Consider the following 23928-nt stretch of genomic DNA (forward strand, 5'->3'; position numbering starts at 1 on the left):
ATGAACGACAAGAAAGCGGTCATCCTCCTTTCCGGTGGCCTGGACTCGGCCACGGTCATCGCCATGGCCAAGGCCGAGGGGTACGCCTGTTACAGCATGAGTTTCGACTATGGCCAGCGCCATCGTGCCGAGTTGCAGGCAGCCGAGCGGGTGGCGCGGCAACTGGGTGTGGTCGAGCACAAGGTGATCGGCCTGAACCTCAACGGCATCGGTGGTTCCGCGCTCACCGACAGCAGCATCGCGGTTCCGGAAACACCGGGCGAAGGCATCCCGGTGACCTACGTGCCGGCGCGCAACACGGTGTTCCTGTCCCTGGCGCTGGGCTGGGCTGAGGTGCTGGGGGCGCGCGATATCTTCATCGGCGTCAATGCGGTGGACTACTCGGGCTATCCCGATTGCCGCCCGGAGTTCGTCGCGGCTTTCGAGCGCATGGCCAACCTGGCCACCAAGGCTGGTGTGGAGGGGCAGGGCTTTGCCATCCGTGCGCCGCTGCAGCAGATGAGCAAGGGCGAGATCATCCAGGCCGGTATGCGTCTGGGCGTGGACTATGCGCTGACCGTCTCCTGCTACCAGGCCGACGATGACGGCCGCGCCTGTGGCAAGTGCGACAGCTGCCGCCTGCGCGCTGCCGGTTTCGTCGCCGCTGGTGTACCCGACGCCACTCGCTACTTCTGAAAAAGTTTTCGCGAAGTGTTGATTTCCTGAATTAAATCAGTATCATGCGCCTCGCGTTGGGTCGTTAGCTCAGTTGGTAGAGCAGTTGGCTTTTAACCAATTGGTCGTAGGTTCGAATCCTACACGACCCACCAGATCGCAAAAGCCAGTCGTGAGACTGGCTTTTTTTTGCTCTCGGAAAAGCCCTCTGGCCGATGCTGCCCCGCCTGTGGCGATGGGCAGGCAGGGGGTATACTCGCAGCTCGCTCAAGAGCGCCCCAGGTTCGACGACATGACGCAGATTTCCGAACGCCTTCTGGTTCAGGCCCACCTCGACGCCAAGCAGCCCAAGCCGCTGACCGCCGAGGAAGAATCTTTTTATCGCCGCGAAATCGCCGCCGAGCTGAAGAAGCAGAACGCGGTGCTGGTGGCGCACTATTACTGCGATCCGGTCATCCAGGCCCTGGCCGAGGAAACCGGTGGCTGCGTTTCCGACTCCCTGGAAATGGCCCGTTTCGGCAATCAGCACCCGGCGCAGACCGTGGTGGTGGCCGGGGTCAAGTTCATGGGCGAGACGGCGAAGATCCTCAACCCGGAAAAGCGCGTGCTGATGCCGACGCTGGAGGCGACCTGCTCGCTGGATCTGGGTTGCCCGGTGGACGAATTCTCGGCCTTTTGCGATCAGCACCCCGAGCGTACCGTGGTGGTGTATGCCAATACGTCGGCGGCGGTGAAGGCGCGTGCCGACTGGGTGGTGACCTCCAGCTGCGCGCTGGAGATTGTCGAGAGCCTGATGGACAACGGCGAGACCATCATCTGGGCGCCGGACAAGCACCTGGGTAACTACATCCAGCGTGAGACCGGTGCCGACATGCTGCTGTGGGACGGCGCCTGCATCGTCCACGAGGAATTCAAGTCCAAGCAGCTGCTGGACATGAAGGCGCTGTACCCCGACGCCGCCATTCTGGTGCACCCGGAATCGCCGCAGAACGTGGTCGAGCTGGCCGACGCGGTGGGCTCCACCAGCCAGCTGATCAAGGCGGCGCAGACCCTGCCGAATTCCACTTTCATCGTCGCCACCGACCGCGGCATCTTCTACAAGATGCAGCAGCTGTGCCCGGACAAGACCTTCATCGAGGCGCCGACGGCCGGCAACGGCGCGGCCTGCCGCAGCTGCGCGCACTGCCCGTGGATGGCGATGAACACCCTGGAACGTGTGCTGACCGGCCTGCGTCAGGGCTCCGGTGAGATTCATGTCGACCCGGCGCTGATTCCCAAGGCGATCAAGCCGCTCAAGCGCATGCTCGATTTCACCCAGGCAGCGCGGATGAAGGTCGCCGGCAACGCCTGATAGGCATGCAGTAAAAGGAAGCCCAGCCAATGCTGGGCTTCTTGCTTTACATAGCCCGGATGTAATCCGGGAATGGTGAGAGGCCAATACCCCCGGATTGCATCCAGGCTACGGCAACTTCGTCAGCTCAGCTTGCCCAATTCGCCGGCTCGTTAACCACATTGAGCAGCGCGCGCAGGCGGCCATATTCACGACCGTTGAAGGCAAAGGCCAGACGGGTCAGGTGGCACAGTTCCGGTTCGTCGCGCTCCTGCTCGCAGTAGGGTTGCTGGGTAAAGCCACCTTCCTTGCACAGGCTGGCGAAGTCGCTGTCCAGCATGACTAGAGCCGCCTCGTTGAGCGGATGATTGAGGCGAATCACGAAGCGATCCTTGAGCCAGCGGCTGGAGTGGAAGTTGCGATAGAAGTGGACGATTTCATCCACCGCTTCTTCGGCGCTGTACACCAGGTGCATCAGGTTCAGATCGCTGGGCAGGATGTAGCCATTGTCTTCAAGCTGGCGGCGCATGAAACCCAGGGCGTCCTTCCAGTAGCTGCCACCCGGTTGATCGAGCAGTACCACGGGCACCAGTGGGCTCTTGCCGGTCTGGATCAGGGTCAGCACTTCCAGCGCTTCGTCGAGGGTGCCGAAACCGCCGGGGCACAGCACCAGGCCATCGGCCTCCTTGACGAAGAACAGCTTGCGCAGGAAGAAGAAATGGAATGACAGCAGGTGGTTGCTGCCGCGCATCGTCGCGTTGGCCGTTTGTTCGAAGGGCAGGATGATGTTGAACCCCAGGCTGTTGTCCACGCCGGCGCCTTCATGGGCGGCGGCCATGATGCCGCCGCCTGCGCCGGTGATGACCATTAGGTCACGTTGCGCCAACCGTGCGCCCAGTTCACGAGCCTGCAGGTACAGCGGATGATCGGTTGGCGTGCGGGCCGAGCCAAATACGGTGACCTTGCGCCGGCGCTTGAGCTGTTCCAGTACACCGAAGGCATTTTCCATCTCGCGCAGGGTCTGCAGCATGATCTTGGCGTCCCAGCGGTTGCGGTCCGCCTGGGCCATATGGATCACGGTACTGAGCATTTCCCGGTACAGCTGCAGGTTCGGGCTGTTGCCGGGGGCTGCCAGTGCCACCAGTTCGTCGACCTTGCGGGTCAGGTCGACTTCGCTGGTTTGCACGTGGCGCGACAGATAGTCGTCCGCTTCGTAAGGCATGAAGGCTCTCCTGTTCTGAGCCGGGCGAGAGGTTGATGCGGCTCGCGCCCGTACCGGTTCCGTGATTATGGCGTTTCATGACGCTTGCCACAGCCTGGTTGCCGTTTCGCTGCCTGCTTTTCGTAAGCGCCGGTTACAGGGCGATCTGCTCACCGGGTTCGGGAATGTTGGCGATCCAGTTCAGGCGTTCGCGCAGGGCGGCTTGCAGGGCCTGCATCTTCTCCAGCTCGCCGTGCACCAGGTACAGCTCGGGGTGGTGCTCGAACTGGCTCGCCCAGTCGATCAGCTGCGACTGACCGGCGTGCGCAGAAAAACCGCCCAGCGTGTGCACCCTGGCTTTCACCGCAATGCGCTGGTGCAGCACCTTGACCGTTTCCGCACCATCGACGATCAAACGACCCAGCGTGCCCTTGGCCTGGAAGCCGGGGAAGACCAGATGGCAGTTCTCGCGCCAGAGGTTGTGCTTGAAGTGATGAACGATACGCCCGCCATTGCACATGCCGGCACCGGCGATGATGATCGCGCCGCTCTTGATCCGGTTGATCGCCATGGACTCTTCCGCCGTTGGCGTGCAGCGCAGGATCGGTAGCCAGTCCTCTACCCGGGTGACACCCTTGGCAGCCAGTGCAGCGCGGTCTTCGGCGGCGAACTGATCATGGAAGCGGCTGTAGATGGCGTTGGCGCGGATGGCCATGGGACTGTCGAGGAACACGGCCTGCTGTGGCAGGCGGCCTTCCTGATAGAAGCGGCCTAGGTAATAGATAAGGTCCTGGGTGCGGCCGACGGCGAAGGAGGGGATCAGCACGTTGCCGCCTTCCTTGTGCGCCTGCTGCAGAATGTCGGCCAGCTCCTCCAGGGTTTCGTCACTGGGGCGATGATCACGGTCGCCGTAGGTCGACTCCATCAGCAGTACGTCGGCCTTGTTCAGTTGGGTCGGCGCCTGCATCAGTGGCGAGCAGGTATTGCCCAGGTCGCCGGAGAACACCAGATGACGCTGCAGGTGGTGATCCTGCACCTGCATTTCGACGATGGCTGAGCCGAGAATGTGGCCGGCATTGTGGAAGGTGACCTGCACGCCCTTGGCCACCTCTATCGTTGTGCCGTAGGCATGCGCGCGGCGCTGGCTGAGCGCCTGCTCGGCATGGGCGATGGTGTAGAGCGGCGTGATCGCCGGCTTGCCCTGGCGTGCACGCCAGCGGTTCTCCCACTCGGCATCCTTCTCCTGCAGGAAGGCCGAATCCAACAGCATCAGTTCGAGCAGTTCGCTGCTGGCCTCGGTGGCGTGGATCGGGCCGCGATAACCCTCGGCGACCAGGCGTGGCAGCAGCCCGCTGTGATCGAGGTGGGCATGGGAGATCACCACCGCATCCAGCTCCCGCGGGTCGAAGGGGAAGGCGCTGCGGTTCTGATCCTCCTCCTGGCGGCGCCCCTGGTGCATGCCGCACTCGAGCAGGACCTTGGCGCCGTCGCGACTCTCCACCAGGTAGCAGGAGCCGGTAACTTGTTGGATTGCACCGAGAAAAGTAAGCAGGGCCATGGTTCTGTCCTTGTTGTGATGATGTGGCGAGTCTGCCGGTTTGAAGCGTCGCGTGGTTTGATGCAGGTCACTAGATGTAGGGCTCCGGGTGCCTAAACTGCAAGTGAATTTTCAGGAGATGACCCATGCCTCAGCTTTTGCCCGATGCCGCGACTCTGGCTCAACACGCCCAGCAATACCCCGACTTCGCCCACTGGCAGGCGGGCCACGGACCTGTTCAGCATAGCCCGCAGACCAGCGCTGCGGTCTTTCGTCTGGCCCATCAGCTGGTGCAAAGCGGTTTGCAGCCCGATCTGCCAAGCGTCTACCGCCAGTTTCGCGCGCTGGATGCGCTGACCGCAGCCGGCCTCTGGCTGGTGGTGCACATGACCTATGCCCGGCGTGTTCGGCTCGATGGTCAGCCGCTGCAGGCCGATGACTTCAAGCCGGTGCCGGAAGGCCACACCGGTGGCGCGCTGAATATGGTGCCGGCCTACGCCGGTTACCTGGCCCTCAACGCGCTGACCGGTGAGACGCGTGGCTGGCTGATGGGGCAGGGGCATTGCGTGGCAGCCATCGAGGCGCTGAACCTGCTGACCGGCAACCAGCATCCCGAGCAGGCTAAGCGCTATGCCTGTGATGAAACGGGCATGAGCCGCCTGGTGGCAGACTTCTACAGCTATGCGCAGGCAGCGGACGGCAGCCCTGGCGTGCCGCTGGGCAGCCATGTCAATCCGCATACCGCTGGCGGTATCGCCGAAGGCGGTTACCTGGGCTTTGCCGAGTTGCAGTACGCGCATCTGCCATTGCCGGGCGAAAAACTGGTGGCCTTCCTCTCCGACGGTGCTGCCGAGGAGCAGCGCGGTAGTGACTGGATGCCGCGCTGGTGGCGTGCCGAGGATTGTGGTGTGGCGCTGCCGGTGATGATCGCCAACGGTCGGCGTATCGAGCAGCGTACCGAACTCGGCACGCTGGAGGGGCTGGAGGGCTTTCGCCGGCACCTGCGCGGCTGTGGTTTCGATCCGCTGAGCTTCGATGGGCGTGACCCGGCAGCCTTCGTCTGTGCGCTGTGGGAAATGGAGCAGCGCCTGGCGCATCGGGTTGATGAGCGCAATCGCGAACTGATCGACTATCCCCTGCCCATGCCCTACGGCATTGCCGAAACCACCAAGGGCTATGGCTTCTATGGCGCTGGCAGCAATGCCGCGCACAACCTGCCGCTACCGGCCAGCCCGGCTCTCGACGCGCAGGCGCGCGAGCTGTTCAACCAGCATGCTGCGGCGTTGTGGGTGCGGCCGCAGGCATTGGCTGAGGCCTGCAGCCTGTTCGCTGCCGGCAAGGGGCGTGAGCCTGAACGAGACAATCCACTGGCCCGTCGGCAACCCGCGCAGCCGGTACAGCCAGCACTGCATTTTCACGATGCTGCCTGTTCGCCCATGAGCGCGCTGGATCGCTACTTTGTCGATCTGGTACGGGCCAATCCGCAGTTACGCGCCCGTGTTGGCAACCCGGACGAACTTGCCAGCAACCGCCTGGGTGGCGTGCTGAAGGCGCTCAAGCACCGTGTCAGCCAGCCGGAAAGCGAGCTGGAATCAGTGCATGGCGCGGTGATCACGGCGCTCAACGAGGAGGCCGTGGTTTCCGCCTGCCTGGCCAACCAGGGCGGTCTGAACCTGGTGGCCAGTTACGAGGCGTTCTGCGTGAAGATGCTCGGCGCGGTGCGTCAGAGCCTGATCTTCGCCCGCCAGCAGAAAGAGGTCGGGCGCCCGGCTGGCTGGCTGGGTTGGCCGCTGGTGGCGACTTCGCACACCTGGGAGAACGGCAAGAACCAGCAATCGCACCAGGACACCACCTTCTGTGAAGCGCTGCTGGGCGAGATGCACGATGTCGTGCGCGTGCTGCTGCCGGCCGACCACAATTCGCTGCTGGCGCTGCTGCCAGGCATCTATCAGGCGCGCGGCAGGTTGGCTTGCCTGGTGGTGGCCAAGCGCGAGCAGCCCTGCAGCTTCACGGCCGCGCAAGCACAACAACTGGCCCGTGATGGCGCCTTGCTGGTGGCTGCCGAGGGCGAGGGCGAGCCGGTGCTGCTGATTGCCAGCGGCAGTTACCAGTTACACGCGATGCGCCGTGCTGCTGTTCGTCTGAGTCAGCATGCGGTGGCCTGGCGTCTGATTTACTTGCAGGAGCCAGGACGTTTTCGGGCGCCGCGTGATACCTGGGAAGCACCGGCGCTGGCTACGCCTGCAGAACATGAAGCGTTGTTCCCCGCTGCGTACCGGCGGCGCGTATTGCTCAGCCATATGCGCCCGGAGGTGGCACGGGGGCATTTGTCCACGGTGCTGGGCGAGGGCGCGTTCTGTCGGGCACTGGGTTATCGCAACCGCGGCGGCACCTTCGACGAAGCCGGCATGCTGTTCGCCAACGGCTGTACCTGGGCGCATGTGTTGCAGAGTGTCGCCGAGGTGCTGGGCATAACGGTCGATGCCTGGCTGACGGCCGAGGAACGGGCCGCGCTGGCCGGCACGGGAGATCCCAACATCCTGCGCTGAATCACCGGGTTGGGGCAATTGCAAGGGAGGGGCAGGTATGCCCAGGCTGATTGTAGAACTCGACACCAACCTCTATCGCATGCTGCAGGAGGCGGCACGGATCAACCAGTTGAGTCTGCAGGAGGCGTGCGTGCGTCGCCTCGAAGGGGGGGGCGACGCTCACGCTACATGGGGGTCCTGCTCGCCGAGTTACGCGCCGATGACGCCCAGCGCCGGGCGCAGCGAGGCTGAGCCTGGCCAGTACTTACAGGCCGCAATCACCCTTGTCGAAGGTTTCGACGGTAACCGGACGGTTGCTGCGGTACTCGCTGAACTGATAACGCAGTTGCGCGCCCTGCGCCAGCAGGCTGCGATAACCCGGATTGCGGCAGACGCTGGCCGCCAGTTGGCTGCGCACCGTATCGGGGTTGCCGCGCATCTGCGCGGCATGCGCTTCGCGCACGCTGAGATGGTTAATTAGCGTGTGACCTTCCACGGTATAGCCCTGATCAAGAATGTCCTCGTTGATCGCCCGCGGCGTGCCTTCGCTGCTTTGCCGGGCGACCTGCTCCAGAGTGCGAGTCAGCTCCATTTCCTTCAGCGAGGCGGCCTGGGCGTTGGCAAGCATCAGGCTGAGTGCGAGGGCAGGAAGGATGTAACGCAGCATGTGATGTAACTCCTGAAGGCGTGGACAGCCTTGGACAGACCACGGTCGTGAATGTTCGCGGCGCTGGCCATTGGCCTGTGACGGTTGCAGTCTACTGGTTCTGGCCCGCCAGCGGTGCGGGCGAGGTGTTAGAATCGCGCGCCCAATCGCCGTTGCGCCTTCCATGACTGATCCAGCCCCACATGCCGTCGCCCGCCTGCGCGCAGAGCGCCTGGCGCGCAGTATCAAGCCTTTCGTCGCCCGTGGTTCACGCGCCGAGCGCTGCCCGCACTGCCGCGTGCAGCCGACGCATTGTCTGTGCGCCTGGCGTCCGCAGGTCCGGGCCAATGCCGGCATGTGCCTGGTGATGCACGACATCGAGGCGCTGAAGCCGAGCAATACCGGCTGGCTGATCGCTGATGTGGTACCCGAGACCCATGCCTTCGGCTGGGCACGAACCGCTGTCGAGCCGGCGCTGCTGGAGCTGTTGGCCGATCCACAGTGGCAGCCCTATCTGGTCTTTCCCGGTGAGTACGTGGCGCCGTCGCGCGTGGTCGAGGAGGTGACATTGGCGCCCGGCAAGCGGCCGCTGTTCGTGCTGCTCGATGCCACCTGGACCGAGGCGCGCAAGATGTTTCGCAAGAGCCCCTATCTGGACGCGCTGCCGGTGCTGAGTCTGACGCCGGCGCAACTATCGCGCTATCGCCTGCGCCGCTCTACCCGTGGTGAGCACCTGTGCACGGCCGAGGTGGCCGCCATGTGCCTGGAGCTGGCGGGCGACCTGCGTGCCGGCGAGGCGCTGGACGATTATCTCGATGTGTTCAGCCAGCACTACCTGGCGGCCAAACGGCGTTTGCCGCTGGATCTCAACGACGCTCTGCACCAGCGTTTGCAGACGTACCGCTGAGTTCACTCGGCAGTGGCTTGGGCCACAGCTGCGCCAGCAGCATGCCGCCGAACATCAGCGCACAACCCAGATAGCCGCGCGGTGCCAGCACTTCGCTCAGCAGCAGGGCGCCGGCGATGGCGGCGAATACGGCCTCAAGCGAGAGGATGATCGCCGCGTGCGAGGCGATGGCATGCTGCTGCGCCACCACCTGCAGGGTGAAGCCCACCGCCACGCCGAACAGGCCGCCGTAGAGGATGGCCGGGCCGGCGGCAATGATGCCGTTCAGTGTCGCGGTCTCGAACAGCAGCGCCAGCAGCAGGCTGATCAGCGCGCAGGTGGCGAACTGGATGAAGGCCAGACGCAGCGGGTCGTGACGGCTGGCGAAGAAACCCACCAGCAACACATGCACGCCCCAGACGAAGGCGCCGGCCAGTTGCAGCCAGTCGCCAGAGGCCACGGTAAAGCCTTCGCCGACGCTGAGCAGGAACATGCCGACCACCGCCAGACTGGCGCCCAGCCAGATGCCGGCGCTGCTGCGCTGGCCGATCAGCAGGCCGAGAAGCGGCACCACGATCACGTACAGGCCGGTGATGAAGCCGGAGTTGGTCACCGTGGTGAACAGCAGGCCGACCTGCTGCAGGTTGATTCCCAGCGCCAGGGCCAGGCCCATGATCACCCCGCCGACCAGCAGGTTGCGATTCAGTGGGGCGGGGCGATGCTGCTGGCGACGTTGCAGCAGGGCCAGTACGGGCAGCAGCACCACGCAGGCGAGGGCAAAGCGCAGGCCGGTATAAAGGAAGGGGCCGATGTTATCCATGCCCAGGCGCTGGGCGACGAAGGCACTGCCCCAGATCATCGCGGTGATCAGCATCAACAGGTCAGCGCGCAGGGCTTGGCTTCGCATTCGGGGATCTCGGCAGTAAAGCTGCGCATCCTGCCGCAAAGCATTGCGCTTGACCACCCCGTCACAGCTCGGCATGCTGAGCGCCGCCGTCGGTTCGAGTGGGTGAGTCTGTGCTGCTGGATGTGCAGCCTTGAACGGATCTTCAGGCGAAAAGCACTGCCATACTCACCTCCGTGCCATTCATAACAACAACAGGATCTGCCCATGGCCGCCTACGAAATCCTGATTGCCGACGATCACCCACTGTTTCGCAGCGCGCTGCAGCAAGCACTGACCCTGGGGCTGGGGCCGCAGGTGCATCTGGTCGAGGCTGCCAGCATTGCCGAACTCGAGGGCCATCTGGCCGCCAAGAGTGACTGGGATCTGGTTCTGCTCGATCTCAATATGCCGGGTGCCTATGGTTTTTCCGGGCTGGTGCTATTGCGCGGGCAGTACCCGCAGATCCCCGTGGTGATGATCTCCGCCCAGGAAGAGGCTTCCGTGGTCAACCGCTCCCGCGAGTTCGGCGCCAGCGGTTTCATTCCCAAATCCAGCCCATTGGAAACCCTGCAGCAGGCCGTGCGCCATGTGCTCGATGGTGATACCTGGTGGCCCGCACTGGCTGAAGAAGGCGCGCCGGTTTCCGATGAGGCCAAGGCCGCGAGTGCCGGCCTGGCGAGCCTCACGCCACAGCAGTTCCGGGTGCTGACCATGGTCTGCGAAGGGTTGCTGAACAAGCAGATCGCCTACGAGCTGGGCGTATCCGAAGCCACCGTCAAGGCGCATGTGACGGCGATCTTCCGTAAGCTGGGCGTGCGCACTCGCACTCAGGCGGCGTTGCTGTTGCAGCAGATGGAATCGATCCCCGCTTAGCCAGACGTAACCCTGCTGCGCCAGGGTCTACGCAAGCGCAGCTGCATGATCGGACTCAGCTTGTCCTCTCCTGTATAGGCTCTCCGACGGCGGATGCAGTAAGCTGCACGCCTCTTTCGCAGGGGTAGGGCGCATGTCCGAATTCAAGGGCCAGACGGGCCTGAAACGCATCCTCAATGCAGCGGGCTATTCGCTCGATGGCTTGCGCGCCGCATTTCTCGGCGAGGCGGCGTTTCGTCAACTGGTGCTGCTCAATCTGCTGCTGATCCCCTCGGCTTTTGTGTTCGAGGTCAGTCGCGCCGAGCGGGCCTTGATGGTCGCGGTTTGTCTGCTGGCGCTGATCGTCGAACTGCTCAACTCGGCCATCGAGGCCGCCATCGACCGCATTTCCCTCGAGCGCCATCCGCTGTCGAAAAATGCCAAGGACATGGGCAGCGCTGCGCAATTGCTGGCGCTGGGCATGATCGCCTCGGTCTGGGCGATCATTCTGCTGGGGTGAGGCTCAGACGATTGGCGGCAGGACGATCTGGTCGCTACGGCTGACGCCTGCGGTCAGCGCGCGACATTGCTCGAGAAACTCGCGCATCGCTGCCGTGCGGTACTTCTGCTTGTGCCAGATGAAGTAGAACTGCCGGCGCAGATCCAGTTGCGGGGTTTCCACCGGCATCAGGCTGCCCCGGCGGAAGGCGTCGCGCAGCGCCAGACGCGAGATGCAGCCGATGCCCAGGCCGGATTCCACCGCACGCTTGATCGCCTCGGTGTGTTCCAGCTCCAGGCGGATGTTGAGGTTGCGCGGGTGATGGCGCATGGCCTGGTCGAAGGTCAGCCGCGTGCCCGAGCCCTGTTCACGCAGAATCCAGGCTTCGTGCGTCAGTTCTTCCAGGCTGGCGCTGCCACGCCCGGCCAGTGGGTGCTGCGGCGCACAGAACACCACCAGTTCGTCCTCGACCCAGGGCTGCACCTCGATGTCCGGGTGCTGGCAGTCGCCCTCGATCAACCCCAGGTCCAGCTCGTAATGGGCGATCTGTTGCACCACATGGGCGGTGTTGTGCACCTGCAGCTTCACCCGGCATTCGGGATGGCGCTGCATGAAGCTGCCGATCAGCAGGGTGGCCAGGTAGTTGCCCACGGTCAGGGTGGCGCCGACGTTCAGTGAGCCATAGCCGCTCTTGCCGCCGAGCAGGCGCTCGATCTCGCGGGCCTGATCGATCAGTGCCACGGCCTCGGGCAGCAACTGCCGGCCCAGGGCGTTGAGCGCCAGGCGTTTGCCCGCGCGATCGAACAGCTGGCAATCGGATTGCCGTTCCAGTTCGGTCAGCGAAGTGCTGGTCGCCGACTGCGACAATGCGAGCGATTGCGCGGCGCGGGAAACGCTCTCATGCTGCGCCACGGCGACGAATACCTGAAGTTGTCTGAGGGTAAATCGCATATCGATATAACCGATAACCTATATCTTGATAATCCACTTAACAGATATTGTTGCCGCGAATAGAATCCCGCGCAATCGCGCCTTTGGCGCTGTCGTTTTTCGAGGAAATCATCATGAGCAATATGAACGTCGAGCGTGTGCTCAGCGTCCACCACTGGAACGATACGCTGTTCAGCTTCAAGTGCACCCGTGATCCGGGCCTGCGCTTCGAGAATGGCCAGTTCGTGATGATCGGCCTGCAGCAGGAAAACGGTCGCCCGCTGATGCGCGCCTATTCCATCGCCAGCCCGAACTGGGAAGAGCATCTGGAGTTCTTCAGCATCAAGGTGCCGGACGGCCCGCTGACCTCGCAGCTGCAGCACCTCAAGGAAGGCGACGAGATCATCATCAGCAAGAAGCCCACCGGCACCCTGGTGCTCGATGACCTCAATCCGGGCAAGCACCTCTATCTGCTGTCCACTGGTACCGGCCTGGCGCCGTTCATGAGCGTGATTCAGGACCCGGAAACCTACGAGCGTTTCGAGAAGGTGATTCTGGTTCACGGCGTGCGTTATGTGAACGAAGTGGCCTATCGCGAGTTCATCACCGAGCACCTGCCGCGCAACGAGTTCTTTGGCGATGCGCTGAAAGAGAAGCTGATCTACTACCCCACCGTGACCCGTGAGCCGTTCGAGAACCAGGGCCGCCTGACCGACCTGATGCGCAGCGGCAAGCTGTTCGCCGACATCGGCCTGCCGCCGATCAATCCGCAGGACGACCGCGCCATGATCTGCGGTAGCCCGAGCATGCTCGACGAGACCAGCGCAGTGCTTGACAGCTTCGGTCTGAAGATCTCCCCGCGCATGCGTGAGCCGGGGGACTACCTGATCGAGCGCGCCTTCGTGGAAAAATAAGCGCCACCGTTCAACGACAAAGCCGCCCGATGGGTAATGCCAGTCAGTTAAGCCGTTGCACTCGATCTTTGTAGGAGCCGGCTTGCCGGCGATCCGCCATAAAAAGCATCGCCAGCAAGCTGGCTCCTACGAAAAACGCCCCTCTACTGCAAGTAGGAGGGGGTGGTGACGAACTTATCTGATCAGCATTAGCCCGATGGGCGGCTTTGTCGTTCATGGCGCTCTCGTAGCCCGTAGCCCGCTCTCGTAGCCCATATACGGATGCAATCCGGGGAGGGTGTGTTGCAATCCCCCGGATTGCATCGGGGCTACGGCTACATCGGGAGCTTACAGACGCTTGGCGTCGATGATCAGCACTGGCTCGCGCGGTACGTTCTGGTGCATGCCGCGGTTGCCGGTGGGTACCTGGGCGATCTTGTCCACCACGTCCATGCCACGGGTCACCTTGCCGAACACGGCGTAACCGAAGTCACGCGAGCTGTGGTCGAGGAAAGCGTTGTCCTTGTGGTTGATGAAGAGCTGGCTGGTGGCCGAGTCGCGTACCTGGGTGCGAGCCATGGCCAGGGTGCCACGGACGTTGTGCAGGCCATTGTCGGCCTCGTTCTTGATCGGTGCGTCGGTGTCCTTCTGGCGCATGTCGGCATCGAAACCGCCGCCCTGGACCATGAAACCCGGAATTACCCGATGGAACTGGGTGCCGTTGTAAAAGCCGCTGTCGACGTATTTGAGGAAGTTTTGCGTGCTGATCGGTGCCTTGTCGGCGGCCAGTTCCACCTCCACTTCGCCCAGGCTGGTGGTCAGCAGTACCTTGGGGTTGTCGGCGGCCAGCAGGCTGGAGGACAGCAGCAGGGTGCCGGTGGCGAGAACGAGTTGCTTGAGCATGATGGTCAGTTTTCCTTGTTGGCAATCTCGCCGAGAAAGGCGAGCAGGGCGTTATTAAAGCGTTCCGGTTGATCCAGTGGTGTGGCGTGGCGCGAATTTTCGATCACCAGCAGATGCGCGTTGGGCATTTCTGCCACGTATTCACGTTTGCGTTCAACCGGTGTGTAGTCGTGGTCGGCGCTGATCACCAGGGTAGGACAGGTGATGCGATCGAGGCGTTCGCGCACGCCCCAGCCGATGATCGCGTTGAGGCTGGCGAGGTAGGCGCGCTTGTCGTTCTGCGGCCAGCGTTCTTCGATCTTGCGCCGCAATTCTGCCTGCTCGGGCTTGGGGAACAGCAACTTGCCCAGCGCCTTGCCGATGGTGTCCAGGCTGAGCAGGCGCGACAGCGTCCAGCGCTTGCCGATTTCCAGCCATTCGCGCGCGTTTCTGGCTTTCACTTCGGGGCCGCTGTTGACGATGGTCAGGCTGCGCAACAGTTCGGGGCGGTCGACGCCAAGCTGGAAGCCGATCATGCCGCCCATGGAAATGCCCACCAGATGCACCGGTGGCAGTTGCAGGTGTTCGATCAGTGCGACCACGTCATCGGCGAAGTCGGCGATGCGGTAAGGTCCGCGCGGCTTGTCCGAACGGCCGTGGCCACGAACGTCCAGTGCCAGCACCCGGTAATGCCGGGCTAGCAGCGGAATCTGGTATTCCCAGTCGCGCGTGCTCGAGCCCAGGCCATGCACCAGCAGCAGCGGCTGTCCATGACCATAGTCCTCGTAGTGCAGCTGACAGCCATCGTTGTCGAAGTAGGGCATGCGCGGGGTCTCAATGGTTTGGCGAGGGTGCCGCAAAGGCTGCATCCAGAGGCGTCGCGTCGAAATTCTTGATTAGCTCGATGAGAATCTGCGTGGCCGGGCCGAGGACACGGTCCTTGTTGCTGTAGAGGAAGAAGCGTGGCTTGCGGATGCCACCCTGTGCCAGCGGCAGAGGTTTGAGCAGGCCTTCCTGCAGCTCGCGGACGATCAGGTGGCGCGGCAGCCAGGCAAAGCCCAGGCCGCTGCTGACGAAGGTACGCGCGGTCGGCAGGCTGCCAACCGTCCAGCGCTGTTCGGCGCCCAGCCAGCCGGCATCACGCGGCTGCAGGCGGCCGCTGTCACGGGTGACCACTTGCATCTGGCCTTCCAGATCCTGAAAGCTCAATTCGCGTTGCAAGCGGTGCAGTGGGTGTTCCGGGTTGGCGACGGCAACGAACTCCACTTCGCCCAGCTCGATACCCAGATGGCCGGTGATGTTCAGCGTGCTGATGGCCAGATCGGCAGTGCCTTCGAGCAGCACCTCCTCGACCCCGGACAACACTTCTTCACGCAGGCGCACGCGGCAACCCCGGCTTTGCGGCATGAAGGCGGTCAGGGCGCGGACGAGGTTGGCGGTGGGGTAGGCGGCATCCACCACCAGGCGTACCTCGGCTTCCCAGCCCTGCTCCATGTGGTGCGCAAGGTCTTCCAGTTGACTGGCCTGCTTGACCAGTTGCCGCGAACGGCGCAGCAGCACGTCGCCGGCCTCGGTAAGCACGGCCTTGCGACCGTCGATACGCAACAGCGGTACGCCGAGCTGTTCCTGCATGCGCGCGACGGTATAGCTGACCGAGGACTGCGAACGGTGCAACACGTCGGCGGCCTGGGCGAAACCGCCCTGATCCACGACAGCTTGCAGCGTGCGCCATTGATCCAGGGTTACGCGAGGAGCTTTCATTGCATCATCCTGCCTGAGTCGGCTGTTATCGCCGACGATCTCCACCTACACTGGCGATCCCACGTTGGAGAGCACCGATGAAAAAAATAATCTGCTTGCTGTTCGCCTGTCTGCCGCTGGCTGCCCATGCCTACCCCATCGAGGTAGAAAAACAGTTCAATGGTGCCGAGGTCTCGGCCAGCACACAGGTAATCGATCACAACATGTCGGCGCTGATGCTCTACAACTACGGGCAGAGCGAGGCCGAATGCACGGCTGTGTTTCGCAATGGCCCCGAGGCACCACGTACCCGGCGTACCGTGTTGGCGCCTGGCGCCAGCAACAACATGACGGTCAAGTTCACCCGGAGCGTGATTCGCCTGCGGGTCAACCTGACCTGCAACCTGAGGTGATGAAAGCCTAGACGCGGCAGGTCTATAAATCAATTTAATCGATATATGTAAGCGGATATTTGCGCTTTTTAATCGAAATCTGAGTCTCTACTCTGTGCTCCATCGACTCTCAACTCTCTCGATGGAGCCTCAGACATGTCCCGTGTTCTCGTTATCGAAAGCAGCGCCCGCCAGCAAGGTTCGGTTTCCCGCGAGCTGACCCGGCAGTTCATCGGTAATTGGCAAGCCGCACACCCGGCAGACCAGATCCAGATTCGCGATCTGGCAGTCGAGCCGGTTCCGCACCTCGATGCCACCCTGCTGGGTGGCTGGATGACCCCGAGCGAGCAGCAGAACGATGCCGAGAAGGCTGCCCTGGCCCGCTCCAATCAACTCACCGATGAGTTGCTGGCTGCCGATGTGCTGGTGCTGGCTGCGCCGATGTACAACTTCGCCATCCCCAGCACGCTGAAGGCCTGGCTGGATCATGTGCTGCGCGCCGGCGTCACCTTCAAGTACACCGAAACCGGCCCGCAGGGCCTGCTGACCGGCAAGCGTGCCTTCGTGCTGACCGCGCGTGGCGGTATCTACGCCGGCAGCGGTCTGGATCATCAGGAACCCTACCTGCGCCAGGCGCTGGCTTTCATTGGTATCCATGACGTGCAGTTCATCCATGCCGAAGGCCTGAACCTGGGCGCCGAGTTCAGTGAAAAAGGCCTGGCCCAGGCCAAGGCCAGGCTGGCTGAAGTGGCCTGACGCTCCCCCGACGCTCCTGAGCGCCCGCTAGCGGGCGTGCTATACCGGTCGTTCCGTGAGGGAACGGCCGGTTTTTTTTATGGGGCTGGACAGCGCCTACCCTGGCGTATGGATTGTCCGGCGCAGGGGAACGCGCTAAGGTCGCCGCCTTCCTTCGGAGGTGGCTGTGCGATATCTGCTGATAGTGACCCTGCTGTGGGCGTTTTCCTTCAGCCTGATCGGCGAGTACCTGGCCGGTCATGTCGACAGCTATTTTGCGGTGCTGACGCGGATCGTCATTGCCGGCTTGCTGTTCGTGCCGCTGACCCGCTGGCGTGGCCATGCCCCGGCATTCGTGCGCGGCATGCTGCTGATCGGCGCGCTGCAGTTCGGCATCACTTACGTGTGCCTGTACCTGAGCTTCTCGGTGCTGACCGTGCCGGAGGTGCTGTTGTTCACCATTCTCACGCCACTGCACGTGACGCTGATCGAGGATGCGCTGAACCGCAGGTTCAATCCCTGGGCGCTGGTGGCTGCAGTGGTGGCGGTGCTGGGCGCCGGGATCATCCGCTATGACGGTATCAGCAGCGGCTTTTTATTCGGCTTCCTGCTGCTGCAGGTGGCCAACTTCACCTTCGCCGCCGGTCAGGTGCTGTACAAGCACCTGTTGCTCAAGCATCCCTCGAGCGAGCCGCAGTACCGGCGTTTCGGCTTCTTCTATCTGGGGGCGCTGCTGATTGCCCTGCCTGCGTTCCTGTTGCTGGGCAATAGTGAACGCCTGCCTGGCACTCCGTTGCAGTGGGGGGTGCTGCTCTGGCTTGGCGTGGTGGCTTCGGGGGTGGGGCTGTACTGGTGGAACAAGGGCGCCAGCCTGGTCGATGGTGGCACCCTGGCGGTGATGAACAATGCATTGGTGCCGGCTGGCCTGCTGGTCAACCTGCTGATCTGGAATCACGATGCCGACTGGCTGCGTCTGGCGCTTGGCGGTGCGGTGATCGCAGCTTCGCTGCCGCTGGTTCGTCTGGGGCGTGAGCGCCGCATGCCGGCCGAGGTGCACTGATGCAACTGTCCGGGCGGGGTGTGGCGCTATCGGTTGGCGCTTCGATGCTGTTTGCCCTGCTGCCGGGCTATGTGCAGTGGCTGACGCCTCTCGATGGCGTGCAGATATTCGCTCAGCGCGTGCTCTGGTCGATTCCCCTGGTCTTGCTGTTGGTACTGCTGGCGCGGCAGACCAGCTTGCTGCGCGAGAGCTTCGTGCGTCTGCGTCGCGAGCCGCTGTTGTTGGCCGCCTGCCCGCTGGCAGCGGCGCTGATCGGCGTGCAGTGGGGGCTGTTTCTCTGGGCACCATTGGCCGGGCACATGCTGGAAGTGTCCATGGGCTACTTCCTGCTGCCGTTGGCCATGGTGCTGACCGGCCGACTGTTCTACGGCGAGCGCCTGCGCCCGCTGCAGCAGTTGGCGGTGACCTGCGCCATGCTCGGCGTGCTGCACGAGTTGTGGCGTACCCAGGCGTTTTCCTGGCTGACGCTGATCACCGCGCTGGGTTACCCACCTTATTTCATGCTGCGCCGCTGGATGCGCCTGGATGCGTTGTCCGGTTTCGTGCTGGAGATGCTGGTGCTGGCACCGTTGGCGATCTGGCTGATCATCGCGTACGGGCCGGTGGGGGCGTTCAGCGATCGTCCCTTGCTATGGCTGCTGGTACCGGTGATGGCGTTGATCGGCACCCTGGCGTTCGCCGCTTACATGGCATCGAGCCGGTTGTTGCCCTTGGGGCTGTTCGGCATTCTCAGTTACGTCGAGCCGGTGCTGTTGTTCGCCGTGGCGCTACTGGTGCTGGGCGAGCGCTTCGACAGCGGGCAATGGCTGACCTATCTACCGATCTGGGGGGCTGTGCTGCTGGTCGGCTGGGACAGCGCTCGGCTGCTGCGCAAGCAGCAGCGCGAGAGCATCAGGCCACGTTGATACGCGGCGCGGGGATCTGCGTCCGCATATTGGCCTGCTTCTGCACCCGATAATGCACCTGCAGGGTGCCACTGTTGAAGCGGCGTTGGTCGCTCAGGGTCAGGCTGCGTTCCATGCCCGTGGCCAGCAGCGGGATGCCGGCGCCGAGCAGGTGCGGCACCAGGTTGATCACCACTTCGTCGATCAGCCCGGCGGTGTAGCAGTTACCCGCCAGCAGGCTGCCACCGACCAGCCAGATACGCTGGAAGCCGGCTTCGTTCAATGCCGCCACGGCTTGAGCAGGCGTGCAGTGGGTCAGCTGGATTTCGTCTGCGGCGCGCGGCAGGGCGAGGCGAGTCAGCACCACACAGGGTTTGCCGGGGTAGGGCCATGGGCCGCCGCGCTTGAGGAGGGCCTCGTAAGTGCCTCGGCCCATCAGCAGTGCGTTGATGCCGGAGTAGAAGTACTGAAAGGCATATTCTTCATCGGCCTGGCGTAGCGAGTCGAACCAGTCGATGCGCCCATCGGGGCGAGCGATGTAGCCATCGAGGCTCGAAGTGACGTGATAGATCAGTGACGGGTTCATCATTGCACCTCGGGCGGGCCATCTGAAAATTGGAGTGGCGCCGCCGAGACAAGTTCGTCGTGCGCCGTACCGCTTGTCGGATGGCTGCGCGATAGTCTCTCATTCGAGAACGTTGCGCAGAATTTCCTAGACGATCCCCGTCGCGATGGCGAGCAGCACCACGTCACGGCCGATCTGCTTCCATTGCGGCCAACAGGACGCACAGGCCGATACTGAGAGTGGTCTGGGGTTTGATGGGCATGGGCAGCGCTCTCGGGTAGTGATGCGAATTGGATATCCGGCGCGCGCTCCCGATTCCGGCCCGCTCCTGCCGGATAGCGACTCCAGACAGCCGTCCGTCGTCGCCTGAATGCGAGTTTCATGCAAAGAAATTCGGCCCCGACGGCGGAAACCGTTAGGCTATGCATCGTTTTGTCGATTTCTTTGAGGTAGTGCCCCCGTGTTTGCCCAATTCGCCCTGCATGAACGCCTGCTCAAAGCCGTGGCCGAGCTTAATTTCGTCGAGCCGACTCCGGTGCAGGCGGCAGCGATTCCGCCTGCGCTGGAGGGCAAGGACTTGCGGGTGATCGCCCAGACCGGCAGTGGCAAGACCGCCGCTTTCGTCCTGCCGCTGCTCAATCGGCTGCTCGGCGATGGCAACTCCAAGCAGCGCCTCAGCATTCGTGCGCTGATTCTGCTGCCGACCCGTGAGCTGGCGCAGCAGACGCTCAAGGAAGTCGAGCGCTTCGCCCAGTTCACCTTCCTCAAGGCCGGTCTGGTTACCGGTGGTGAGGACTTCAAGGTGCAGGCCGCGATGATGCGCAAGATCGACATTCTGATCGGTACGCCGGGCCGGCTGATCGAGCATGCCAACGCCGGTAATCTGCCGCTGGATGAGGTCGAGGTGCTGGTGTTCGATGAAGCCGACCGCATGCTCGACATGGGCTTTGCCGAGGACGCCCAGCGCCTGGCTGAGGCCTGCGGCCCGCACCAGACCCTGCTGTTCTCCGCTACCACTGGCGGCAATGGCCTGCGCGAGATGGTCGCCAAGGTGCTCAAGGACCCGCAGCACCTGATGCTCAACAGCGTCAGCCAGCTCAATGAGGGTACTCGCCAGCAAATCATCACGGCCGACCACAACTATCACAAGGAACAGCTTGTGGACTGGTTGTTGGCCAACGAGACCTACGACAAGGCTATCGTCTTCACCAACACCCGCGTCCAGGCTGATCGTCTCTACGGCAAGCTGGTGGCGGCCGGGGTCAAGGCGTTCGTGTTGCACGGTGAGAAGGATCAGAAGGACCGCAAGCTGGCCATCGACCGCCTACGCCAGGGAGCAGTCAAGGTCCTGGTGGCCACCGACGTGGCTGCGCGCGGTCTGGACGTCGAAGGCCTGGATCTGGTGATCAACTTCGACATGCCGCGTTCCGGCGACGAGTACGTGCACCGCATCGGTCGTACCGGCCGTGCCGGCGGCGAAGGCCTGGCGGTATCGCTGATCTGCCACACCGATTGGAACCTGATGTCGAGCATCGAGCGCTACCTCAAGCAGCGTTTCGAGCGTCGTACCATCAAGGAGCTGAAAGGCATCTACCAGGGGCCGAAGAACCTCAAGGCCTCGGGCAAGGCCGCCGGCAGCAAGAAGAAAAAGACCGACAAGAAAGATCCGAAGAAAGCCACCGCCTCCAAGCGCAAGACCGGTCCGCGTCCTGCTGGCAAGCCTTCTGTGCTGGTCAGTGCCGATGGCAGCGCGCCGCTCAAGCGCAAGAAGCCGGCTGCGGAGTAAGGCTGCGACCTTGATTCTGTAGGAGCCGGCTTGCCGGCGATGGGCGTATCAATCGCATCGCCGGCAAGCCGGCTCCTACACAAGCCTCACTCTACTCCACCCCGACGAAACCACCGGTCTGGTGCTGCCACAGGCGTGCATACAGACCGCCGTGGGCAATCAGCTCGGCGTGGGTGCCGGTTTCGATGACCTGCCCCCGGTCGATCACCACCAGGCGATCCATCCGTGCGATGGTCGACAGGCGGTGGGCGATGGCGATCACCGTCTTGCCTTCCATCAGGCTATCCAGGCTTTCCTGAATGGCCGCCTCCACTTCCGAGTCCAGTGCCGAGGTGGCTTCGTCCAGTACCAGAATCGGCGCGTCCTTGAGCAGCACGCGGGCGATGGCAATGCGCTGACGCTGGCCACCGGACAGCTTCACGCCGCGCTCACCGACCTGAGCATCCATGCCGCGTCCGCCCTGGCTGTCATCGAGGGTGGGGATGAAGGCATCGGCGCGGGCCTTGCGTACTGCTTGCCAGAGCTCGTCGTCGTTGGCAGCGGGTTTGCCGTAGCGCAGGTTGTCACGGATCGAACGGTGCAGCAGGGCGGTGTCCTGGGTCACCACGCCGATGTTGGCGCGCAGGCTTTCCTGAGTCACCGTGGCGATGTCCTGATCGTCGATCAGGATGCGTCCGCTTTCCAGGTCGTACAGGCGCAGCAGCAGGTTGACCAGGGTCGACTTGCCGGCGCCGGAAGGGCCGACCAGACCGATTTTCTCGCCGGGTGCAATGGCGATGTCCAGGCCGCTGATCACGCCGCCCTTCTTGCCGTAGTGGAAGTGGATGTCCTCGAAACGCACGCCGCCCTGCGTCACCTGCAGCGGTTTGGCATTTGCGTGGTCGAGCACCTGGCGTGGCTGAACGATGCTCTGCATGCCGTCCTGCACGGTGCCGACGTTCTCGAAGATGCCGTTGACCACCCACATGATCCATTCGGCCATGTTGTTGATGCGGATTACCAGGCCCAGCGCCAGGGCGATGGCGCCAGTGGTGATCAGTGACTGGCTCCACAGCCACAGGGCCAGGGCGCCGGTGCCGACGATCAGTACGCCGTTCAGGCAGGTGATGAGAAAATCCAGGGCAGTGATGGTGCGCGACTGCAGGCGGAACTTGTCGAGCAGATCCTGCATGGCTTCGCGGGCGTAGCTTTCCTCTTCCTGCGAGTGGGCGAACAGCTTGAGCGTGGCGATGTTGCTGTAGCCATCGACGACCCGGCCCATAACTTTCGAGCGCGCCGAGGAAGCGGCAGCCGAGCGCGCCTTGATGCGCGGCACGAAGTACCAGAGCGCCGCGCTGTAGCCGACTATCCACAACGACAGCGGCACCACCAGGCGCAGATCGGCGGCGGCGAACAGGTACAGCGCGCTGCCGGCATAGACCACCACATGCCACAGCGCGTCGATCACCTGCATGGCCGAGTCGCATAGCGAAGGGCCGGTCTGCATCACGCGCTGGGCGATGCGGCCGGCGAAGTCGTTCTGGAAGAAGCTCAGGCTCTGCTTGAGCACGTAGCGGTGGTTCTGCCAGCGAATCAGGTTGGTCAGGCCCGGATTGACCGCCTGGTGCGTGAGCAGGTTGTGCAGGCCGAACACCAGGGGGCGGATGATCAGCGCCACCAGCAGCATCCACAGCAGCTCGTTCTGGTGCTTGCTGAAGAAGCTGCTGGCATCCGTGCTGGCCTGGGCCATGTCGATCAGCTGGCCGAGGAAGCTGAACAGCGCGACTTCGATCAGGGCGGCGAAGAAGCCGATGATCAGCACTGCCAGCATCAGCGGCCACACCTGTTTCAGGTAATGGCTGTAGAAACGCAGCATGCCGGTTGGCGGGGCGACGTCGGGGCTTGGTTTGAAGACGTCGATCAGGGATTCGAAGCGGCGAAACAGCATTGCAGGCGTCTTGCCTCAATAGGAGTGGACGCCGATAGTAACGCTGTCAGTGCGAGCGAGTCTCAGTTAAAAGCGGTTTCTGCAACTCGCTGGCCCAGGCCAGCAGCGGCACGTGCACCTCAGGCTGCCAGATACGCTTGAATAGCAAGGCCAGGTGTTCGGACTCGCCGCGACTGAAGGGCAGGCGGTCGATGCGCTCATGCACCTGCCACTGACCCTCTTTCCTCTGCGCGAAATCGAAGCGGAAGGGATGAAAACCGGTCATGCCCAGGCGCAGGTCGGTGACCACCAGGCGATCACCGATCTGGTCATAGCGCAGCACACCGCCGCTGAACCACTCCAGGCGTTGATGCATGGGGGCGTCAGCCAGGTGCTCACGCAGATGAGTGCCGCGCGGCAAGCGTTGCAGTTGCGGTGGCTCGTCATCAAACCAGCCAACCAGGGCTTCGTGATAGTGCTCGCCATCGAGCACGATGACGCGCCACAGCAGCGTGTTGAGCGGTGTCGGTGTGGTGAACAGCTGTTCGGCCTGGATGCCCTGACGCGCCAGCTCGCGTTCCACTCGCTGCTCGGCCATGAACTTGCCGGCCAGGCTGAAGCCGATGTACAGCGTCGACACCGCCAGCGCTACGGCCGGTACGCGCCAACTCTGCTCGCGCAACCCAGTGAACAGGCTGATCAGCACCGCTGCAATCAGCGGCAAGGTGTACAGCGGGTCGATGATGAACAGGCTCGACCAGGCCGTAGGTGTCGGCATCAGCGGCCAGAACAGCTGGGTGCCGTAGCTGGTGAAGGCGTCCAGCAGCGGGTGGGTGATCAGCACCAGCCACAGCGTGAGCAATAAACGATTGGCCGAGTAACCCGGGTGAGGGCGAAAGCGCCTGGCCAGCCAGGTCAGCAGCAGGGCAAAGCCGCTGAGAACGAACAGCGAGTGGCTGAAACCGCGATGGTAGGTCATGTTGGCCACGGCATCGCCGTATTCCATGACCACATCCAGGTCGGGAACGGTGGCGAGCATCGCGCCGTAGAGCAGCGCCTTGCGCCCCTGCCAGCGACCGAGCAGCGCGCCCTGGATGCTGGCGCCGAGTACCGCCTGGGTTATGGAGTCCATCGAG

General features: G+C 63.2%; 23 protein-coding genes, 1 tRNA gene and 1 pseudogene. 14 read left to right on the forward strand and 11 right to left on the reverse strand.

What is annotated here, in order from left to right; all coding sequences use genetic code 11:
* From queC to nadA, 3 genes are all read left to right on the forward strand, one after another.
* Nucleotides 1-675 (forward strand): 7-cyano-7-deazaguanine synthase QueC, encoded by a 675-nt coding sequence (gene queC, locus PSOLE_RS09820; protein ID WP_074860282.1) that lies wholly within the window; start codon nucleotides 1-3, stop codon nucleotides 673-675.
* Nucleotides 676-733: 58 nt separating this feature from the next.
* Nucleotides 734-809, forward strand: a tRNA-Lys gene (locus PSOLE_RS09825).
* Between the two features lie 137 nt (nucleotides 810-946).
* The gene (nadA, locus tag PSOLE_RS09830) at nucleotides 947-2005 is read left to right on the forward strand and encodes a quinolinate synthase NadA (protein ID WP_074860280.1); all 1059 of its coding nucleotides are present in this window, start codon (nucleotides 947-949) and stop codon (nucleotides 2003-2005) included.
* A gap of 127 nt (nucleotides 2006-2132) precedes the next feature.
* Here nadA and PSOLE_RS09835 read toward each other — a convergent pair whose 3' ends face one another.
* Complete coding sequence (locus tag PSOLE_RS09835) at nucleotides 2133-3206, reverse strand: LOG family protein (protein ID WP_074859975.1); 1074 nt, start codon at nucleotides 3204-3206, stop codon at nucleotides 2133-2135.
* A gap of 133 nt (nucleotides 3207-3339) precedes the next feature.
* Nucleotides 3340-4743: an MBL fold metallo-hydrolase RNA specificity domain-containing protein gene (locus PSOLE_RS09840; protein WP_074859974.1), complete on the reverse strand. Its 1404-nt coding sequence runs from the start codon at nucleotides 4741-4743 to the stop codon at nucleotides 3340-3342.
* Between the two features lie 125 nt (nucleotides 4744-4868).
* Between PSOLE_RS09840 and PSOLE_RS09845 the strand changes: the two genes are divergently transcribed.
* Nucleotides 4869-7271: a phosphoketolase family protein gene (locus PSOLE_RS09845; RefSeq protein ID WP_074859972.1), complete on the forward strand. Its 2403-nt coding sequence runs from the start codon at nucleotides 4869-4871 to the stop codon at nucleotides 7269-7271.
* 37 nt (nucleotides 7272-7308) lie between these two features.
* Nucleotides 7309-7502, forward strand: a pseudogene (locus PSOLE_RS24640) (hypothetical protein).
* Between the two features lie 13 nt (nucleotides 7503-7515).
* Here PSOLE_RS24640 and PSOLE_RS09855 read toward each other — a convergent pair.
* The gene (locus PSOLE_RS09855; protein ID WP_074859971.1) at nucleotides 7516-7917 is read right to left on the reverse strand and encodes a quorum-sensing-regulated virulence factor family protein; all 402 of its coding nucleotides are present in this window, start codon (nucleotides 7915-7917) and stop codon (nucleotides 7516-7518) included.
* A 163-nt stretch (nucleotides 7918-8080) separates the two neighbouring features.
* On the opposite strand from PSOLE_RS09855, the gene PSOLE_RS09860 reads away from it, so the two are divergent.
* Nucleotides 8081-8803: a tRNA-uridine aminocarboxypropyltransferase gene (locus tag PSOLE_RS09860; protein WP_074859968.1), complete on the forward strand. Its 723-nt coding sequence runs from the start codon at nucleotides 8081-8083 to the stop codon at nucleotides 8801-8803.
* On the opposite strand, the gene PSOLE_RS09865 is transcribed toward PSOLE_RS09860, so the two are convergent.
* Complete coding sequence (locus PSOLE_RS09865; protein WP_074859966.1) at nucleotides 8763-9689, reverse strand: DMT family transporter; 927 nt, start codon at nucleotides 9687-9689, stop codon at nucleotides 8763-8765. The two genes, PSOLE_RS09860 and PSOLE_RS09865, sit on opposite strands and share 41 nt — an antisense overlap.
* Before the next feature lie 204 nt (nucleotides 9690-9893).
* On the opposite strand from PSOLE_RS09865, the gene erdR reads away from it, so the two are divergent.
* Together erdR and PSOLE_RS09875 are read left to right on the forward strand one after the other, a co-directional pair.
* Nucleotides 9894-10541 (forward strand): response regulator transcription factor ErdR, encoded by a 648-nt coding sequence (gene erdR, locus PSOLE_RS09870; protein WP_074859964.1) that lies wholly within the window; start codon nucleotides 9894-9896, stop codon nucleotides 10539-10541.
* A gap of 133 nt (nucleotides 10542-10674) precedes the next feature.
* Nucleotides 10675-11040: a diacylglycerol kinase gene (locus PSOLE_RS09875; RefSeq protein ID WP_074859962.1), complete on the forward strand. Its 366-nt coding sequence runs from the start codon at nucleotides 10675-10677 to the stop codon at nucleotides 11038-11040.
* Between the two features lie 3 nt (nucleotides 11041-11043).
* Here the strand turns inward: PSOLE_RS09875 and PSOLE_RS09880 are convergent, their stop codons facing one another.
* Nucleotides 11044-11970, reverse strand: a complete 927-nt coding sequence (locus PSOLE_RS09880) for a LysR family transcriptional regulator (protein WP_074859960.1) — start codon at nucleotides 11968-11970, stop codon at nucleotides 11044-11046.
* 113 nt (nucleotides 11971-12083) lie between these two features.
* On the opposite strand from PSOLE_RS09880, the gene fpr reads away from it, so the two are divergent.
* On the forward strand, nucleotides 12084-12863 hold the full coding sequence (gene fpr / locus PSOLE_RS09885) for a ferredoxin-NADP reductase (RefSeq protein ID WP_004423513.1): 780 nt from the start codon (nucleotides 12084-12086) through the stop codon (nucleotides 12861-12863).
* A gap of 327 nt (nucleotides 12864-13190) precedes the next feature.
* Here fpr and PSOLE_RS09890 read toward each other — a convergent pair whose 3' ends face one another.
* The 3 genes from PSOLE_RS09890 to PSOLE_RS09900 are packed head-to-tail and all read right to left on the reverse strand — an operon-like array spanning nucleotide 13191 to nucleotide 15485.
* The gene (locus PSOLE_RS09890) at nucleotides 13191-13745 is read right to left on the reverse strand and encodes a peptidylprolyl isomerase (protein ID WP_074859958.1); all 555 of its coding nucleotides are present in this window, start codon (nucleotides 13743-13745) and stop codon (nucleotides 13191-13193) included.
* A gap of 5 nt (nucleotides 13746-13750) precedes the next feature.
* Nucleotides 13751-14548, reverse strand: a complete 798-nt coding sequence (locus PSOLE_RS09895; RefSeq protein WP_074859956.1) for an alpha/beta fold hydrolase — start codon at nucleotides 14546-14548, stop codon at nucleotides 13751-13753.
* 10 nt (nucleotides 14549-14558) lie between these two features.
* Nucleotides 14559-15485, reverse strand: a complete 927-nt coding sequence (locus tag PSOLE_RS09900) for a LysR family transcriptional regulator (RefSeq protein WP_074859954.1) — start codon at nucleotides 15483-15485, stop codon at nucleotides 14559-14561.
* Nucleotides 15486-15562: 77 nt separating this feature from the next.
* On the opposite strand from PSOLE_RS09900, the gene PSOLE_RS09905 reads away from it, so the two are divergent.
* From PSOLE_RS09905 to rarD, 4 genes are all read left to right on the forward strand, one after another.
* Nucleotides 15563-15877, forward strand: a complete 315-nt coding sequence (locus tag PSOLE_RS09905; protein ID WP_074859953.1) for a 3-phosphoglycerate kinase — start codon at nucleotides 15563-15565, stop codon at nucleotides 15875-15877.
* Between the two features lie 135 nt (nucleotides 15878-16012).
* Nucleotides 16013-16612, forward strand: coding sequence for an FMN-dependent NADH-azoreductase (locus PSOLE_RS09910; protein ID WP_074859951.1), 600 nt, complete (start codon nucleotides 16013-16015; stop codon nucleotides 16610-16612).
* Between the two features lie 166 nt (nucleotides 16613-16778).
* Nucleotides 16779-17651, forward strand: a complete 873-nt coding sequence (locus PSOLE_RS09915; protein WP_074859949.1) for a carboxylate/amino acid/amine transporter — start codon at nucleotides 16779-16781, stop codon at nucleotides 17649-17651.
* Nucleotides 17651-18556 (forward strand): EamA family transporter RarD, encoded by a 906-nt coding sequence (rarD, locus tag PSOLE_RS09920; RefSeq protein WP_074859948.1) that lies wholly within the window; start codon nucleotides 17651-17653, stop codon nucleotides 18554-18556. The genes PSOLE_RS09915 and rarD overlap by 1 nt, the downstream gene beginning before the upstream one ends.
* On the opposite strand, the gene PSOLE_RS09925 is transcribed toward rarD, so the two are convergent.
* A complete protein-coding gene (locus PSOLE_RS09925) occupies nucleotides 18543-19121 on the reverse strand; it encodes a dihydrofolate reductase family protein (protein ID WP_074859983.1) in 579 nt (192 codons plus the stop codon). The two genes, rarD and PSOLE_RS09925, sit on opposite strands and share 14 nt — an antisense overlap.
* A gap of 439 nt (nucleotides 19122-19560) precedes the next feature.
* Here PSOLE_RS09925 and PSOLE_RS09930 point away from each other — a divergent pair, with 439 nt between their 5' ends.
* A complete protein-coding gene (locus PSOLE_RS09930; RefSeq protein WP_004423534.1) occupies nucleotides 19561-20886 on the forward strand; it encodes a DEAD/DEAH box helicase in 1326 nt (441 codons plus the stop codon).
* A 91-nt stretch (nucleotides 20887-20977) separates the two neighbouring features.
* On the opposite strand, the gene PSOLE_RS09935 is transcribed toward PSOLE_RS09930, so the two are convergent.
* A complete protein-coding gene (locus PSOLE_RS09935; protein ID WP_004423537.1) occupies nucleotides 20978-22813 on the reverse strand; it encodes an ABC transporter ATP-binding protein in 1836 nt (611 codons plus the stop codon).
* A gap of 46 nt (nucleotides 22814-22859) precedes the next feature.
* Complete coding sequence (locus tag PSOLE_RS09940; protein ID WP_074859946.1) at nucleotides 22860-23924, reverse strand: metal-dependent hydrolase; 1065 nt, start codon at nucleotides 23922-23924, stop codon at nucleotides 22860-22862.
* Nucleotides 23925-23928: the final 4 nt, after the last annotated feature.

It is taken from the genome of Pseudomonas oleovorans subsp. oleovorans (genome assembly GCF_002197815.1).
GTDB classification, from domain to species: domain Bacteria; phylum Pseudomonadota; class Gammaproteobacteria; order Pseudomonadales; family Pseudomonadaceae; genus Aquipseudomonas; species Aquipseudomonas oleovorans.